Source organism: Dermabacter jinjuensis (genome assembly GCF_902381725.1).
In the GTDB taxonomy this organism is placed as follows: domain Bacteria; phylum Actinomycetota; class Actinomycetes; order Actinomycetales; family Dermabacteraceae; genus Dermabacter; species Dermabacter hominis.
On record NZ_LR698963.1, the window covers coordinates 2166463 to 2180491 of the forward strand.

Annotated in this window: 12 protein-coding genes and 2 tRNA genes; 8 read left to right on the forward strand and 6 right to left on the reverse strand. The window is 63.7% G+C overall.

The features are described 5' to 3' along the window. Window positions 1–62: 62 nt before the first annotated feature. Together FXY94_RS09610 and FXY94_RS09615 are read right to left on the reverse strand one after the other, a co-directional pair. Window positions 63–389 carry a hypothetical protein gene (locus FXY94_RS09610; RefSeq protein WP_034373682.1) on the reverse strand — a complete coding sequence of 109 codons (327 nt, stop codon included), beginning with the start codon at window positions 387–389 and terminating at the stop codon, window positions 63–65. A gap of 99 nt (window positions 390–488) precedes the next feature. Continuing rightward, window positions 489–1184, reverse strand: a complete 696-nt coding sequence (locus FXY94_RS09615; protein ID WP_016664839.1) for a sigma-70 family RNA polymerase sigma factor — start codon at window positions 1182–1184, stop codon at window positions 489–491. Window positions 1185–1282: 98 nt separating this feature from the next. Here FXY94_RS09615 and FXY94_RS09620 point away from each other — a divergent pair, with 98 nt between their 5' ends. The 6 genes from FXY94_RS09620 (at window position 1283) to FXY94_RS09645 (ending at window position 7253) form a co-directional block, all read left to right on the forward strand. Next, window positions 1283–1852, forward strand: a complete 570-nt coding sequence (locus tag FXY94_RS09620; RefSeq protein ID WP_016664840.1) for a DoxX family membrane protein — start codon at window positions 1283–1285, stop codon at window positions 1850–1852. A gap of 14 nt (window positions 1853–1866) precedes the next feature. After that, on the forward strand, window positions 1867–3195 hold the full coding sequence (gene aroA, locus FXY94_RS09625; protein WP_016664841.1) for a 3-phosphoshikimate 1-carboxyvinyltransferase: 1329 nt from the start codon (window positions 1867–1869) through the stop codon (window positions 3193–3195). After that, window positions 3192–4250, forward strand: a complete 1059-nt coding sequence (rsgA, locus tag FXY94_RS09630) for a ribosome small subunit-dependent GTPase A (RefSeq protein ID WP_016664842.1) — start codon at window positions 3192–3194, stop codon at window positions 4248–4250. The genes aroA and rsgA overlap by 4 nt, the downstream gene beginning before the upstream one ends. A 30-nt stretch (window positions 4251–4280) precedes the next feature. Further along, window positions 4281–5072 carry an inositol monophosphatase family protein gene (locus FXY94_RS09635; protein WP_016664843.1) on the forward strand — a complete coding sequence of 264 codons (792 nt, stop codon included), beginning with the start codon at window positions 4281–4283 and terminating at the stop codon, window positions 5070–5072. A 97-nt stretch (window positions 5073–5169) separates the two neighbouring features. After that, window positions 5170–6390, forward strand: a complete 1221-nt coding sequence (locus FXY94_RS09640) for a pyrophosphate--fructose-6-phosphate 1-phosphotransferase (protein ID WP_016664844.1) — start codon at window positions 5170–5172, stop codon at window positions 6388–6390. A 95-nt stretch (window positions 6391–6485) separates the two neighbouring features. Next, window positions 6486–7253, forward strand: coding sequence for a C2 family cysteine protease (locus FXY94_RS09645; RefSeq protein WP_016664845.1), 768 nt, complete (start codon window positions 6486–6488; stop codon window positions 7251–7253). 2 nt (window positions 7254–7255) lie between these two features. Here FXY94_RS09645 and FXY94_RS09650 read toward each other — a convergent pair whose 3' ends face one another. From FXY94_RS09650 to FXY94_RS09660, 3 genes are all read right to left on the reverse strand, one after another. Then, a complete protein-coding gene (locus FXY94_RS09650) occupies window positions 7256–8905 on the reverse strand; it encodes a polysaccharide deacetylase family protein (RefSeq protein ID WP_016664846.1) in 1650 nt (549 codons plus the stop codon). A 295-nt stretch (window positions 8906–9200) separates the two neighbouring features. After that, a tRNA-Met gene (locus FXY94_RS09655) sits at window positions 9201–9277 on the reverse strand. 104 nt (window positions 9278–9381) lie between these two features. Continuing rightward, window positions 9382–12471 (reverse strand): UPF0182 family membrane protein, encoded by a 3090-nt coding sequence (locus FXY94_RS09660; protein WP_016664847.1) that lies wholly within the window; start codon window positions 12469–12471, stop codon window positions 9382–9384. A gap of 98 nt (window positions 12472–12569) precedes the next feature. On the opposite strand from FXY94_RS09660, the gene FXY94_RS09665 reads away from it, so the two are divergent. Continuing rightward, window positions 12570–13112: a hypothetical protein gene (locus FXY94_RS09665; protein WP_016664848.1), complete on the forward strand. Its 543-nt coding sequence runs from the start codon at window positions 12570–12572 to the stop codon at window positions 13110–13112. Between the two features lie 77 nt (window positions 13113–13189). Here the strand turns inward: FXY94_RS09665 and FXY94_RS09670 are convergent, their stop codons facing one another. After that, window positions 13190–13741: a single-stranded DNA-binding protein gene (locus tag FXY94_RS09670; protein ID WP_016664849.1), complete on the reverse strand. Its 552-nt coding sequence runs from the start codon at window positions 13739–13741 to the stop codon at window positions 13190–13192. 183 nt (window positions 13742–13924) lie between these two features. Here FXY94_RS09670 and FXY94_RS09675 point away from each other — a divergent pair. Then, a tRNA-Arg gene (locus tag FXY94_RS09675) sits at window positions 13925–13997 on the forward strand. Window positions 13998–14029 lie beyond the last annotated feature (32 nt).

Consider the following 14029-nt stretch of genomic DNA (forward strand, 5'->3'; position numbering starts at 1 on the left):
TCCGTAAAACGCCCGGCTGACATCGTCAGCCGGGCGTTTCTTCGATGATGGTGGCGAAGCAGTCAGCCGCGCGCGGGACCCTCACTCGTGCGGGTCACGGCGATCGATTCACTGCGCACGGTGCCGTCGGGCCCATAGCTCACGCGCACCTCGCGATAGGTGAGGGTGCGCGCCGAACCACGCACGCGCTCGCGAAGTTCTTCGGAGGCACGACCCGCGCATGACGCGCGCAAAAGCTGGCGAACAAGTCGCGCCTGCTCGATTTCTCGCGCACATGCGGCGCACTCTCCAAGGTGGCTTTCGAGTTCAACCGCTTCGGCGTCGCTCAGCCGCCCGGTGAGGGCGCGATCGACCCGATCCATGAGGCGCTCAAGCGCTGGATCACCCACGAGTAGCCCCTTCCGTTGGTCTCAGCCCTGCCGACTCGGTGCCGCGTCTCGCGGCGTTTGCACGGACACTGAACGCCTCACGTGCACCTTTTATTCCCTTCACGCTTGCGTCTCCTCGGCCGCGGCGGAATCGGCATCGCGCAAATAGCCGCGCTCGCGCGCGTACTGCTCGAGCGAAGCGCGCAGGAGCCCGCGCCCCCGGTGGATACGCGACATCACGGTGCCGATCGGCGTGCCCATGATCTCGGCGATTTCCTTGTATGAGAATCCCTCGACATCCGCAAGGTAGACCGCTTCGCGGTAGTCGTCACGGAGGTCGTTCAGCGCGTCTTGAATATCGCCTTCGGGAAGAAGCGCGAGTGCTTCGGCTTCAGCGCTGCGAAGCCCCGTGCTGTCGTGAGAGGCCGCGCGGGCAAGCTGCCAATCTTCAACTTGCTCGCCTCCGGACTCCTTGGGGCGGCGCTGCGCTTTGCGGTACGACGAGATGAAGGCGTTGTGCATGATGCGGAAAAGCCAGGCGCGCATGTTCGTACCCGCCTTGAAGCTCGTGGAAGCGCGAAATGCCCGGACGTAGGTATCTTGAACCAGGTCCTCGGCGTCGTGCTGATGCCGCGTGAGGCGAAGCGCACCCGAATACAGTGCATCGATGTGGCTGAGCGCCTCGTGCTCAAATTCCTCGGGGCTGAGCGTCGTGGGTGACTCGGTGTCCGCCTGTGCTGCGGCAGCCTGTCCATCGCGCTCCACAGCACCCTCCACATCGTTCCCCGGATCGGGGAACTTCTCGTTCTCGCTCATCGCTTCGACTCTACGCTGTTCAGGTGGGAGTTTCATGCGGTGCGGTAGTCTTGGCGTGTTCCGATTCGCATGGCTTTACTAAGGAAGCTGAGGAAAGCATGTCCCTCGTTCGCCGCATCGCACGTCCCCTTCTCGCCGCACCGTTCATCTTCGAGGGTGTGCAGACCGCCATCCGCCCGGATCGCGTTCTCGATGCTCTTCCCATAACGATCGCCGACATCGACGAGCAGGTCTCCAAGAGCCCGCTCCCGACCGACGCCGAAACGATTCTTCGCGCCGCCGGTGGCCTTGCCGCTGTCGCTGGCGCTGCCTTCGCGCTCAACAAGAAGCCGCGCCTTGCCTCCGCCACCCTCCTTCTCACCACCACGGTCGGCCTCGCAGGCCGCAAGCGTGTCTGGGAGCTCAAGGGCACCGAGCGCACCGAGGAGCTGCGTGCGATCGCCGGCGACCTTGGTCTCCTCGGTGGCATTCTCCTCGCCGCTGTCGACACCGACGGTAAGCCCTCGCTCGCCTACCGCGTTGACAAGGCCATCGAGCGCGCCCAGAAGTCCGCCGCCGAAAAGCAGCGCGAGCTCGAAAAGGCCGCTAAGAAGAACAAGAAGAAGTCGTCGAAGAGCCTCGACGAGCTCGACCGCACGCTCGCGAAGAAGATCAAGAGCGCTGCCTGAGTTCGAGGTTTTTCGTGTCTGACGTTCAGTGGACGGCGCCCGTTGCCCACGGGCCCGTCGACGCTCACGTCAGCATTCCCGGCTCGAAGTCCCTCACGAATAGGTGGCTTGTGCTCGCCTCTCTCGCGAGCACACCCACCGCGCTCGTGGGGGCACTTGCGTCTCGCGATTCACACCTCATGATCGAGGCGCTCGAGGCGCTCGGCGGGAATGTGCGCAAAAGCGATCGCACGCTCGTCGTGGAGCCGCTCATGCCCGGTGCGCCGAACATCGATGACGAGGCGCCACTCGAGATTCACTGCGGCCTTGCGGGAACGGTCATGCGTTTCGTGCCGCCGCTTGCCGTGCTCGCGGGCCGGCCTGTGACGTTCACGGGCGATGAAGGCGCGCTCGTGCGCCCCATGGCAGCGCTTCTCAATGCGCTTCGCCAGCAGGGCGTCGAGGTGACATGCCACGGCCAGGAAGGATTCTTGCCCTTCACGGTGCACGGCAACGGCCTTCGCGGCGGCACGGTGACGATCGATGCGAGCGGCTCGAGCCAGTTCGTCTCTGCTCTCCTTCTCACAGCCGTCCGCGCCGATTCCCCCCTCACCATTCGCCATGTCGGCGAGCGCCTCCCCTCACTCCCCCATATCGAGATGACCCTCGCACTCCTTCGCGAATGCGGTATCGATGCTCGCCACGAGGTCACGGATGGTCACCACGAATGGACCGTCACACCAGGAGAGTTGCGCCTGCCCGATCCGGTTACCGTTGAGCCCGATCTTTCCAACGCGGGCCCGTTCATCGCCGCGGCCCTCGTTGCCGGCGGCACCATCTCGATTGAGAATTGGCCGAAACTGACGACCCAACCGGGAGATGAATTCCGAAGGATCCTCCCCCTCATGGGCGCGCGCGTCGAGCGCATCGGGCCGGACGTCGAGTTTTCGGGCACGGGTCCCCTGCGCGGGATCGATATTGACCTGGCGGCCGTCGGCGAGCTCACCCCCACCATCGCGGCCCTCGCCGCTCTCGCCGACACTCCGAGTCGCCTTTCCGGGATCGGGCACCTGCGCGGCCACGAGACGGACCGCGTCCACGCCCTCGCCGTCGAGCTCACAAAACTTGGCGCGCGCGTTCACGAGGGCGAGGATTTCCTCGAGATCACGCCGGGCCCCATGACGGGCACCGTTTTCGAAACCTACGAGGACCACCGCATGGCAACCGCCGCCGCGATCATCGGGCTGCGCGTTCCCGGCATCCGGGTCGTAAACGTCGACACGACGAACAAGACCCTTCCCGACTTCGTGGGAATGTGGACCTCAATGCTGCACATGGAAAACCCCGCGGGGAACACGTGGTGAGGCGCGCAGGAAATCTCACAAACTACGAGGATTTTGATGAATCCTCGGTGCGTTCGCGCCCCAATCGTCGCGGCTCCAGACCCCGCACGAAGGAACGCCCCACCTATGCCGACGCCATCACCGCGCGTGTCGTGGGAGTCGACCGTGGCCGCTGGCGCACCATCGCTGAGGAAGGCACCGCGAACGAACGCGCAGTGACCGCCATGCGCGCCCGTGCCCTCGGACGCACCCCCATCGTGCCCGGCGACCTCGTGCGTCTCACGGGCGATACCTCCGGGCGCACCGACACGATCGCCCGCATCGTCGAGGTTGGCGAACGCACAAGCTTCCTGCGCCGAAGCGCCGACGATGACGACGCGAGCGAGCGCCCCCTCGTCGCTAACGCAGACACTCTCGTAATCGTGACGGCCCTCGCGAACCCCGAACCGCGCGGAGGCATGATCGACCGCTGCCTCGTCGCTGCCTATGTCGCGGGTATCACGCCACTGCTGTGCCTCACGAAAGCCGACCTCGCTGACCCCGCGACGTTCCTCGAAAGGTACGCTCCACTCGGCATCGACCACCTCACCACTCACATGAATGCCGACGGCAGCATCGCCGGTATCGACGCGCTACGCGAACGCCTCAGCGGGCATCTGAGCGTACTCGTGGGCCACTCGGGGGTCGGCAAATCGACGCTTATCAACGCGCTCGTGCCGGGCACCGACCGCGCAACGGGCCACGTCAACGCCGTCACGGGCCGCGGGCGCCACACCTCAAGTTCCGCCCTCGCGTTGCGCCTTCCGAGCAGCGACGGCTGGGTGATCGACACGCCCGGGGTACGCTCGTTCGGCCTTGGCCACGTGAGCCCCGAAGAACTCGAATCCGCATTCGAGGACCTCGCTCCCCTCATGGACGAGTGCCCGCGCGGCTGCACCCACATCAGTGCCGACGAGGGCTGCGCCCTCGATGCACTCGTCGCCGACGGGCGCGCGGGAAGCGCCGGCCCCGCCCGACTCGCCAGTTTCAGGCGCCTCAACTCGACGCTGCGCACCAATGACCCCTGGGCCCTGTAGCTGCCCACCCGAGCGAAGGAGAAACCACGTATGGCCTCGGCACACCAGGACGATATCCGCCTTGCCCACGTTCTCGCCGACTCCGTCGACCAGCTCACGATGTCGCGTTTCAAGTCTGAAGACCTCACGCGCGAGCGCAAGGACGACAACTCGATCGTGACCGATGCCGATCGAGCAGCGGAAGAACTCATTCGCGCTCAACTTTCTCGTACCCGCAGCCGCGACCAGGTCATCGGCGAAGAGTTCGGCTCGCAGGGCGAGAGCAACCGAAAGTGGATCATCGACCCCATCGACGGCACCGCGAACTTCGCGCGCGGCGTTCCCGTGTGGGCTACGCTCATCGCCCTCGAGGAAGACGGCGAGGTCGTCGTGGGCGTCGTGTCAGCGCCCGCACTGAATCGGCGGTGGTGGGCAGCCGTCGGAGCCGGGGCCTTCACGGGCCCGCGCCTGTCTGCCGCCCAGCGCCTTCATGTTTCGTCCACCGAGCATCTCGAGCAAGCCGTGCTGTCCTACGGGAGCCTCGAGGGCTGGGCGCGCGCCGGGAAACTCCGCGAGTTCGTGAACCTCCTTCAGAGAGTCGAACGCACCCGCGGATTTGGCGATTTTTGGAGCTACATGCTCCTTGCCGAGGGGGGAATTGACGCCGCGATCGAACCCTCCCTCAAGCTCCACGACATGGCGGCTCTCGTGCCGATCATTAGCGAAGCAGACGGTCGCTTTACCGATCTTGACGGTACAGACGGCCCCTACGGGGCGAGTGCAATCGCGAGTAACGGGCCACTTCACGGCGCGATCCTCGAGGCTCTGCAGTCCTCTCGCTAGGCTTCTGCCTCGGCAGACGCGAAGGAGAAAACTGTAGAATAGTGGCGCACACGTGCGGCGTTTTCGCCGCGCACCACACCACCTGGGAAGGACCCTCATGAGCGTCAAGCGCGTTGCTCTCCTGACCGCGGGCGGTTACGCCCCGTGCCTCTCGTCCGCCGTCGGCGGCCTGATCGAGCGCTATAACGAGCTGAACCCCGAGATCGAGATCATCGCCTACAAGCACGGCTACTGGGGTCTGCTCTCCGGCGAAAAGATCGTCATCGACGATGAGGCCCGCAAGAACGCGCACCTCCTGCACAACTACGGCGGATCGCCCATTGGCAACTCGCGCGTGAAGCTCACAAACACGAAGAACCTCGTCGAGCGCGGCCTCATCAAGGAGGGCGAGAACGCTCTCGAGGTCGCTGCGAACAAGCTCAAGGCTGACGGCGTTGACGTGCTCCACACGATCGGTGGCGATGACACGAACACGACTGCCGCCGACCTCGCGAAGTACCTCGCCGACAACAACTACCCGCTCCAGGTCGTGGGTCTGCCGAAGACGATCGACAACGACATCGTTCCGATCCGCCAGTCGCTCGGTGCTCGCACCGCCGCGGAGCAGACCTCCCTCTTCGCGCAGAACATTATTGCGGAGAACGGCTCGAACCCGCGCATGCTCATCATCCACGAGATTATGGGCCGCGCATGCGGCTACCTCACGGCGGAGGCCGCACGCTACTACCAGGATTGGCATTCGAAGCAGCAGTGGCTGCCGTCGATCGGTCACGATGAGCGTCGGTGGGATGTCCACGCCGTGTTCCTGCCCGAGCTTGCTCTCGATATCGAGGGTGAGGCGGGGCGCCTCAAGAAGGTTATGGACGAGGTCGGTTGCGTCAATATCTTCCTCTCGGAGGGTGCCGGTATCCCCGAGATCATCGCCGAGCTCGAAGCCAAGGGCGAGGAGGTCGAGCGCGATCCGTTCGGCCACGTGAAGCTCGACAAGATCAACCCCGGCCAGTGGTTCGCGAAGCAGTTCGCGGAGCGCCTCGGTGCCGAGAAGGTCATGGTGCAAAAGTCCGGTTACTTCGCTCGCTCTGCGAAAGCTAACGCTGATGACCTGCGCCTCATCAAGTCGATGACCGACCTCGCCGTGCAGGTCGCCCTTGAGGGCGGCACCGGCGTGATCGGCCACGACGAAGAAAAGGGCGACCAGCTTCGCGCGATCGAGTTCGAGCGCATCGCCGGTCACAAGGCTTTTGACGTGGACCAGGAATGGTTCGCTGGCGTTCTCGAGCGCACGGGCCAGAAGCTCGTGAAGGCCGAGAAGCACTGATTTCTCCGTTAGGCGGGATGATCGCCTGAGAGGCCCGGGCACGTGCGTTTTGCGCTCGTGCCCGGGTTTTATTAACTGCGAAAGGGGTCCGACGCTTGATTCGCCACACGCTGACCGCACTCTTCCCGCCGCATGCACGCGAGAGTGGGGAGCCGCCGCTGGGGCCGCACGCTGATCACTACGAGGCTTGGAGCGGCGTCCTGAGTTTCTCGCGGCGGCCGCGCCAGGGTGCCCTGGGCGATTGCTGGCTCATGGCGCCGATGCTCGCAATTCACGCGCTCGATCCCGAGTTTTTTGCGAACGCCATCAAGGTTCAGCCTGGGTCACCCAAAGCCCTCGCGCGTGTGTTCGTGGAAGGTGCCCCGGCGTGGCGCAGCGTAAATATGCGTTTTCCTGCCACCGAACGTGGCCACTTCGCCTACGCGACAGAAGAAGGGGGCGGCCCCGGCTGGCCCGGAATTCTCGAGAAGGCGTGCGCAGCGGAGTTCGCGGGATCATACGCGTGGATTGCGCGGGGCTTTGCGAAATGGGGGTTTCCCGCGCTTAGCGGCGTGCGCGCCTCGACGCGTCTCACGCTTCCCTCCCCCGGCGAGGTTGAAGACCTTCTCGCCAAGAGGCGGCCCATCGTCGCCTCCACCCACATGTTCTCCCCCGCGCTGTCACGCAAGCGGCAGTCGGGAGCTATTCCGCCGATGCACGTCATGGCGGTTGTGGGTGCGAAGCCTAATACCGGCGAGATCGTGCTGCGTAATCCGTGGCGCCCGGGTGCCTGGGTCACGCTCAACAAGCGAGAGTTCCGCCGCGCGTTCCTCTCAGTCGACGTGCTTGACCAGCCACTCGGGCGCTCACGCAAAGGCTCGTAGGGTCAGCCCTTACAGTTGAAGCCGTTCTGCTTCTTGCCGGTGCCGGAGCAGTAGGCGTGTCCGGCCTCGAGACCTCCCGTGTTCAGCGTCAGCTCGCTGACTGTCACGGGGATGTAGCCGGCGTCAGTGATCTGGCTGAGGATCTGCTCTGCCGCGTCCACGGTTGAATCGTGAATATCGTGCATGAGAGCGATCGGCTCGGCGTAGGCGTTTGCACCCTCGACGGCTGCCGCGATCGTTTTTGCCGTGTCTTTCGTTTTCCAGTCGAGAGTGTCGACGTCCCACTGCACGATCGCCATGCCGCGAGCGGCAACAATCTCATCCACGGTTTCGTTGTGGCTGCCATACGGCGGGCGGAACAGAAGCGGCTCGAAGCCCGTGGTCTCCGCGAGAAGATCAGAGTTCTCGTTGACTTCCTTCTCCACGCGCTCGCGCGACTTGCGCTTGAGGTCGGGGTGGGTCACGGAGTGGTTGCCTAGCTCAAAGCCCGCTGCCGCGACCATGAGAGTCGTCTTGCGGTGCTCTTTGATGCTGTTGCCCATTTCGAAGAACGTCGTTGCCGCTTTCGCTTTCTTGTAGACGTCAAGGAGCTCGGGAGTACGGGCACCGGGGCCGTCATCGTAGGTCAGAGCGACGCAGTGCTCGAGGAACACGTCGTAGCCGATAGCGGTGGTCGGGCGCACCGCCCCACCGGGAGTGGGCGTCGGTACCTCAGTCGAGGCGCCTTCAGCTTCGGCGCCGTCGGACTGCCCACCATCCGATGCCGCGGGGCTCGCCGCTTCGGAACCGTCCGACGGCCGGTTCGGCGAGTCGATCGGCTTCGCAACATGGCGCTTAGGCGTGAAGTGTTCGAGTTCTTCGCTCGGCTCACCCGTGAATTTCGCGGGCTTTGCGCTCGCGTCCTTCGCGAGCTTTCCGAGATCAGAAAGGAACGGTTCCGCGTCGACGACGAGCCGTGCCGGGGCCTCACCGGCCGCTCCCGTACGGAACGCGAGCACGAGTTTGCCCTCGGGATTGAATGCCATCGCCGGGCCATTGCCGTACGGGGCACTCTTGTCAATGAGAGCTTTATCGACGGCCGAGGCATCAACCTTGGCCTTGCCTGCGGCATCGTGGACGGCTTTCGCAAACTCGCCCCACTTCGCGGCCTCGATAAGCGCGGCTGGGGCAAACGACTGCTTCTTTCGTGCGTCGTACCAGATCGAGCAGGGCACATCCGTCTCGTCGCCGAGGCTCCCCACAACCGCGACGCCCACGACGTCCTGAGCGGCGGCGAGAATCGTAGCCTTGATCTCGACCTTCTCGATGTCGCCCCAGTGCGCCTCGCGCAGCAGACGGTTGCGGACGACCTCGGTCGCCTGGGTCAAATTGCGTGCCTTCGGAAAGCGCGGGGTCGTGACGGTCTTGCCTTCGGCTTCGGGGTTGAGCGTGACGTCAACCGTTTCGAGGAGCGAGGCATCTGCGCTCGTCCACTCGGCCGACGGTTCGGGACTCGTACTCGGTGACTGCACGCCACCCTTGCCAGAGGCCTTACCGCCGCTCTTTCCATCCCCTGCATTCGAGCAGGCAGCGAGGCCGGCGACGGCACCAGCTGAAAGCCCGGCGAGAGCGGTGCGGCGGCGAATAGGACGGGTTTCAAGAAGCGGCGACACGATTCTTCCTTCGTCGAAAGTATTGGAAAGCGAGTACTCGCACGAACCTGCACAGCTAAATAACATGGTCCGCACGCGCCTCGCCGCCCACGAGTGTACTCCCCTGCAATTCACGAACCCTCACGCCCACGCGCATCGCGAGCCCGGATAGTTCCCGGAGTCCGCCAGTCCCCGCGAACATTGGAAACCTCGGGGTCGAGCCGCCGCTCGGCGCGCGGTGGCGCCGTTCTGCTCTCCGTAAAGAGATCGGCATAAAAAGAGGCCCTCGCCAGTCAATGCTGGCGAGGGCCTCTACTGGTAGCGGGGGCAGGATTTGAACCTACGACCTCCGGGTTATGAGCCCGGCGAGCTACCGAACTGCTCCACCCCGCGTCGGTGATCTCTAACTTAGTAGGCCTCCACCGCGGAGTCTAGTTTTGAGCGCGTAAACGTTCCGTAGTTCACGTTCACGCCCCGTTTACACTCCCGTTTCCTCTCTAATTCCCGCCATTAGAGAGCTGGGCGTTTGCCGCATCGGCGCGCTCAATGGCATGCTTCAGACGCTTCTGTGCCTCGCCGTACTTCGCCCAATCACCCTGAGCACGCGCAGACTCGGCGTCTTTCCAAGCGGCATCAAGATCCTTGAGCGCAGCGTCAAGATCTGCCTTCGGGTCGCCCGAACCTTCAGCCGGCGCCGGTGGTGCCGGGGCATCGCTCGGGCTGGGGCTCGGCTCGGGGCTTGGCGATGGTGACGGTTTTCCGTCGTTGCCGCCCTTAGCCGGATCCGAGACCGCGTCTTCGACGGCTTTAGCCTCGCCCGTCGTGGGGACCTCGGCGTCGCCTGCACTCGCGCCCGAATCGCCGCCAAAGACGGCATCGAGCGCCTCGTCGAGCGTGTCAGCGTAGCCCACCTTGTCACCGAAACTCACGAGCACCTTGCGCAGCAGCGGATACGAGGTGCCACCACCTGCACTCGAGCTCATGACGTACACCGGTTGGACATACAGGAGACCGCCGCCAACGGGGAGCGTAAGCAGGTTGCCGTTGATGACCTTCGAGTTGCCTTGCCGCAAAAGGTTCAGCTCATTCGAGACCTGCGGGTTGGAGTTGAACGTATTCTGCACCTGGCGCGGGGCACTCACCGGATTCGAGCTCGGGAGCACGAGGAGCGTGAGCTTGCCGTAGTCCTTCGCGGGATTGCCCGCCTTCGTCCCCGTCTCGGAATTGACAGCGAGCAGGCCCGTGAGAACATCCTGGCCGGATTCGGGGATATAGCTCGAGGAGAGCGTGAACTGTGGCGCGCTCTCGTCGGGCATCTGCATCGTGAGGTAGTGCGGGGCTTGAAGCGGCGCCGAGCCACTCTCGCTATCGCGCGCCTGGGTGGGGTCCGGGGTGGTCTGCCAGAAGTCCTGGCCCACGTAAAAATCCTCGGCTTTGTCGATGTGGTACTTACCGAGAATCGAGCGCTGCACCTTGAAGTAATCTGCCGGGTAGCGAAGGTGGCTCATGAGTTCACCGGAGATGTCGCTCGAGGGCTTGACGGACTCCGGGAAGGACTTCTCCCACGCCTTGAGGATGGGATCTTCCGTATCCCAGGCATACAGGGTCACGCTGCCATCGAAGGCGTCGACGGTGGCCTTCACCGAATTACGCATGTAGTTCACGCGCCGCTCACGAAGACCGGCCGTATCGGCGCCGTTAACCTTCGAGTCGGTCACGACAGCGTCGAAATTAGTGGCCTGTGCGTACGGGTAGCGATCGCTCGTCGTGTAGGCATCGATGACCCACTTGAGCTTGCCGTCCACGACTGCCGGGTACATCTCGGTGTCGAGCGACAGGAACGGCGCAACCGTTTTCACGCGCTGCTGCGGGTCGCGATCGTAGAGGATCTGCGACTTTTCGTTCACGTAGCTCGAAATCAAGATGTTGAACTCGCGGAACTTAATGGCAAACAGCATTCGGTTAAAGAAGTTGCCGACACTCGGGCCACCGTTACCGGTATAGGTGTTCGAAACCTGGCTGCCCTGATCATCGCCATCTGTTCCGGACTGGTAGTCGAACTCCTGGGGATCGGCGCCTTCGGGGGCACCGACGATCGAATAGCTCGGCGAATGACGCCCGAAGTACACGCGCTCTTGGAAGTCGCCGAGCTTGCCCGAGCCGGGAACACCGGACTGATAGAAGGCGGGCTCGCCATCGGGGCGCCGCTGGTTACCGTAGGCCGCAGCAACGCCGAATCCGTGGGTGTACACGACGTGCTGATTCACCCACGACTGCGAGGAGAGCTCGAGCTTGTCGGGCCGTAGCTCGCGCACGCCGATCACGGTGTCTTGTTTTTGCCCGTCGATGTCGTAGCGGTCCACGCTCAGTGTCTCTTCGAACCCCCAGTAGCGTCGGTTCGCCTCGCGCTGGCCGAATGTTGGCGACACCACCGCGGGGTCGAGAAGGCGGATCTGCGCCGTCGTCGCGGCATCCTCGCGCAGCTGACCCGACGTTGCCGTCGACTTTGCGCGATAGGAAATCTCGTTGACGTCTTCGAGCCCATACGCCGCGCGCGTGGCAGCCATGTTCTCTTCGATGAACGGCTTTTCGAGATTGCGCTCGTTCGGCTCCACCTTGAACGTCTGAATGAGGTAGGGGTAGACCATGCCCACCGCGACTGTCGAAAGCACGATGAGGCCCGCCGCGGCAGCGGGAAGTTTCCAGTTGCCCTTGAGGATCCACGCGAGCAGAAGGAGTGCGACGATAATCGCCGAAATCGCGAGAATCGTTTTCCCCGGGATCAGCGCGTGAACGTCGGTGTAGGCGGCGCCATCAAACTTCTCGTGCGAGGCAGTGAGGGCCGCATACCGTTCGAACCAGTGCTGGGCCGCAAGCACAAGCATGTACGCCATCGCGATGATGCCCACGTGCGTGCGCGCTGCGCGAGTAAGTTTGAGGCCCTTTTTCTGATCCCACTCGATGCCGCCGTAGATGAAGTGCCCGAGAACGGCGGCGAACGCGCTCGCGAGAATCACGAAATTGACGAGCCCGAGCGCCGTCTCGACCACGGGAAGGGTGAACACATAAAACGCGATGTCTTTATGGAAGATCGGATCGGTTTTCCCAAACGGCTCCTGGTTGAGCATGAGCAGGATCTCTTGCCACTGCCGAGTCAGGGTCAGTCCACCAAAAATCCCGAGAATTACCGGGGCAGCGATAGTGATGATCTTGCGAAGCGGCTCGACCGCGTCGCGGAACCCCGCGATCGCGATGTCTTCACGGGTGACGGGCACGATCTGCGGCCTGTACTTGTGGCTCACCCACAGGCATACGAAAATCGGGGCGGCAACAGCCACGAGCCCCACGAGGAACAAGATCCCCTCCGTCACCCACTTCTTCACGAGGAAGTCGTTGAAGCCGAGCTGGTCGAACCACATGTAGCTCGTCGCAACCTCGGCGAACCATGCAAACGCCACGATCAGCGCAACGATCACGACGAGTGTGATCGTGAGCGGCGAAACTTTCTTCGCGTTCTTCTTACTCGCCGAGCCCGCGGGCCTTGGACCTGGCTGGGCAGCACCGGCAAAGGGATTCGTAAAACTCAACGGCGACCTCGGCTCACATCGTGGGGAACTATCGTGGGAGGAGTACTCACCCCGCCTAGAGGCAAGTGCCACTATTGTCCCAGTAAGGAGCAAGCGCTGTGCATTCAGAAACGCGAGACCTCAACTTGAGCGAAACCGAAGGGGCCCTCGCGGCCGCGGTACTCGAGCTCGTTCGCCACACGCGCGAACAGGATTCCCCGGGACCCGAACACATCGCGCGCTTCGCCCTCTTCAGCACCGAAGCCCTTCTCGAGGAACGCCCCGAGCTTTCTCGCCTTCTCCCGCAAGAGACGCTCGACCTCGCCAGCGGCGACCCCCACCATCTCACGAGCATCGAGACCGGCACACAGCATGGCGATGTCGCCGACGAGCTCGAACACGCGCTCTGGCCCGAAGGCTGCGCGGGCGGCTACATTCAAGCCCGCATCCGCGGCGCGATCGATGGCGCGCCCGGCGCAGGTCCCGCACCCGTGTTCGTCGCCGCGGGCGCCTTGAACACGGGCGAAACGTTCAGCGCGGTCGCACGTGAAGGCGAGGATCTCCGCGTTGGCCGCGACCTGATCCCCGAACTCGTCGCGGCACTCTGCGCGAGCCTCGGCATTGACTCACCGAATGCTCGCGCCGCAGCGCAAACCGAGTAAACGCGCGAAACGAGCAAGCGTCGGACCCCGCACCCCCGCATAAGCGCACGTGCGGAAGCCGACGCTCCACTCCACGTTCAGGCGTAGCTGGGTTCCTCCACCTCGGTGAGCGCCTCGAGATCGCTCTCACTGAGTTCCCCCTCAACGCCTGCATGGCTCTCCAGTCGAGCATGCACCGTTTCATTCTCCCCGGCCTCTGCAGCCTCATCTTCGGCATCGGGTGAAGTGGTGCGAACCTCACCGGTGTTCTCATCCACCCACGACGGCGCACTTTTCGCGTACTGCGCGGTTCCGTAGGTGAGGTCGATCGCGACGTGATCGGCGTGCATGAGAAGCTCCGTGCGAGTGTTGCCGTCACGGTCCTCCCACGTCTGTGTCACGAGGCGGCCCGTGCACAGGAGTGGCTGGCCACGCTTCACCGATAGCACAACGTTGTTCGCAAGCGATTCGCGTCGCACCTGCACGCGCACGTATTCCGGCTTGCGTTCCTTCCATTCCTTCGCCTGCACGTCGTAGTACCGATCATTGACGGCGACGGTAACGGACGTGCGGCAGCCGCCACCATCAAACTTGAAGATTGTGGCATCCGCGGTCGCGTTGCCCTGGATGGTTGTGACGATTGCGTTCATTGAAGTTCCCCCTGGGATCGGTCGCCGCCTGGTGCGGCGCTCACCCACGAGCATGCCGCTCGCTCGCGTCCTCGAAAAGAGCCTCATACATGTACGTGGAGGGCACTGCATTGTGGAGCGCGAGCCGCCGCGCATTCGGCTCCGGAGCCCTATCCCGGTACACTGGATCCGCCCACGCGGCATGCCTCCATAGCTCAATGGATAGAGCAACGGCCTTCTAATCCGTAGGTTGCAGGTTCGAGTCCTGCTGGGGGCGCTTTAGCGATTACGCTTCTGACCTGGTGTTTT

Bases quoted from the DNA above. Each gene is read 5' to 3' on its own strand.
- FXY94_RS09615 (WP_016664839.1), bottom strand. From the start codon at position 1,184: ATGAGCGAGAACGAGAAGTTCCCCGATCCGGGGAACGATGTGGAGGGT.
- FXY94_RS09620 (WP_016664840.1), top strand. From the start codon at position 1,283: ATGTCCCTCGTTCGCCGCATCGCACGTCCCCTTCTCGCCGCACCGTTC.
- FXY94_RS09635 (WP_016664843.1), top strand. From the start codon at position 4,281: ATGGCCTCGGCACACCAGGACGATATCCGCCTTGCCCACGTTCTCGCC.
- FXY94_RS09640 (WP_016664844.1), top strand. From the start codon at position 5,170: ATGAGCGTCAAGCGCGTTGCTCTCCTGACCGCGGGCGGTTACGCCCCG.
- FXY94_RS09670 (WP_016664849.1), bottom strand. From the start codon at position 13,741: ATGAACGCAATCGTCACAACCATCCAGGGCAACGCGACCGCGGATGCC.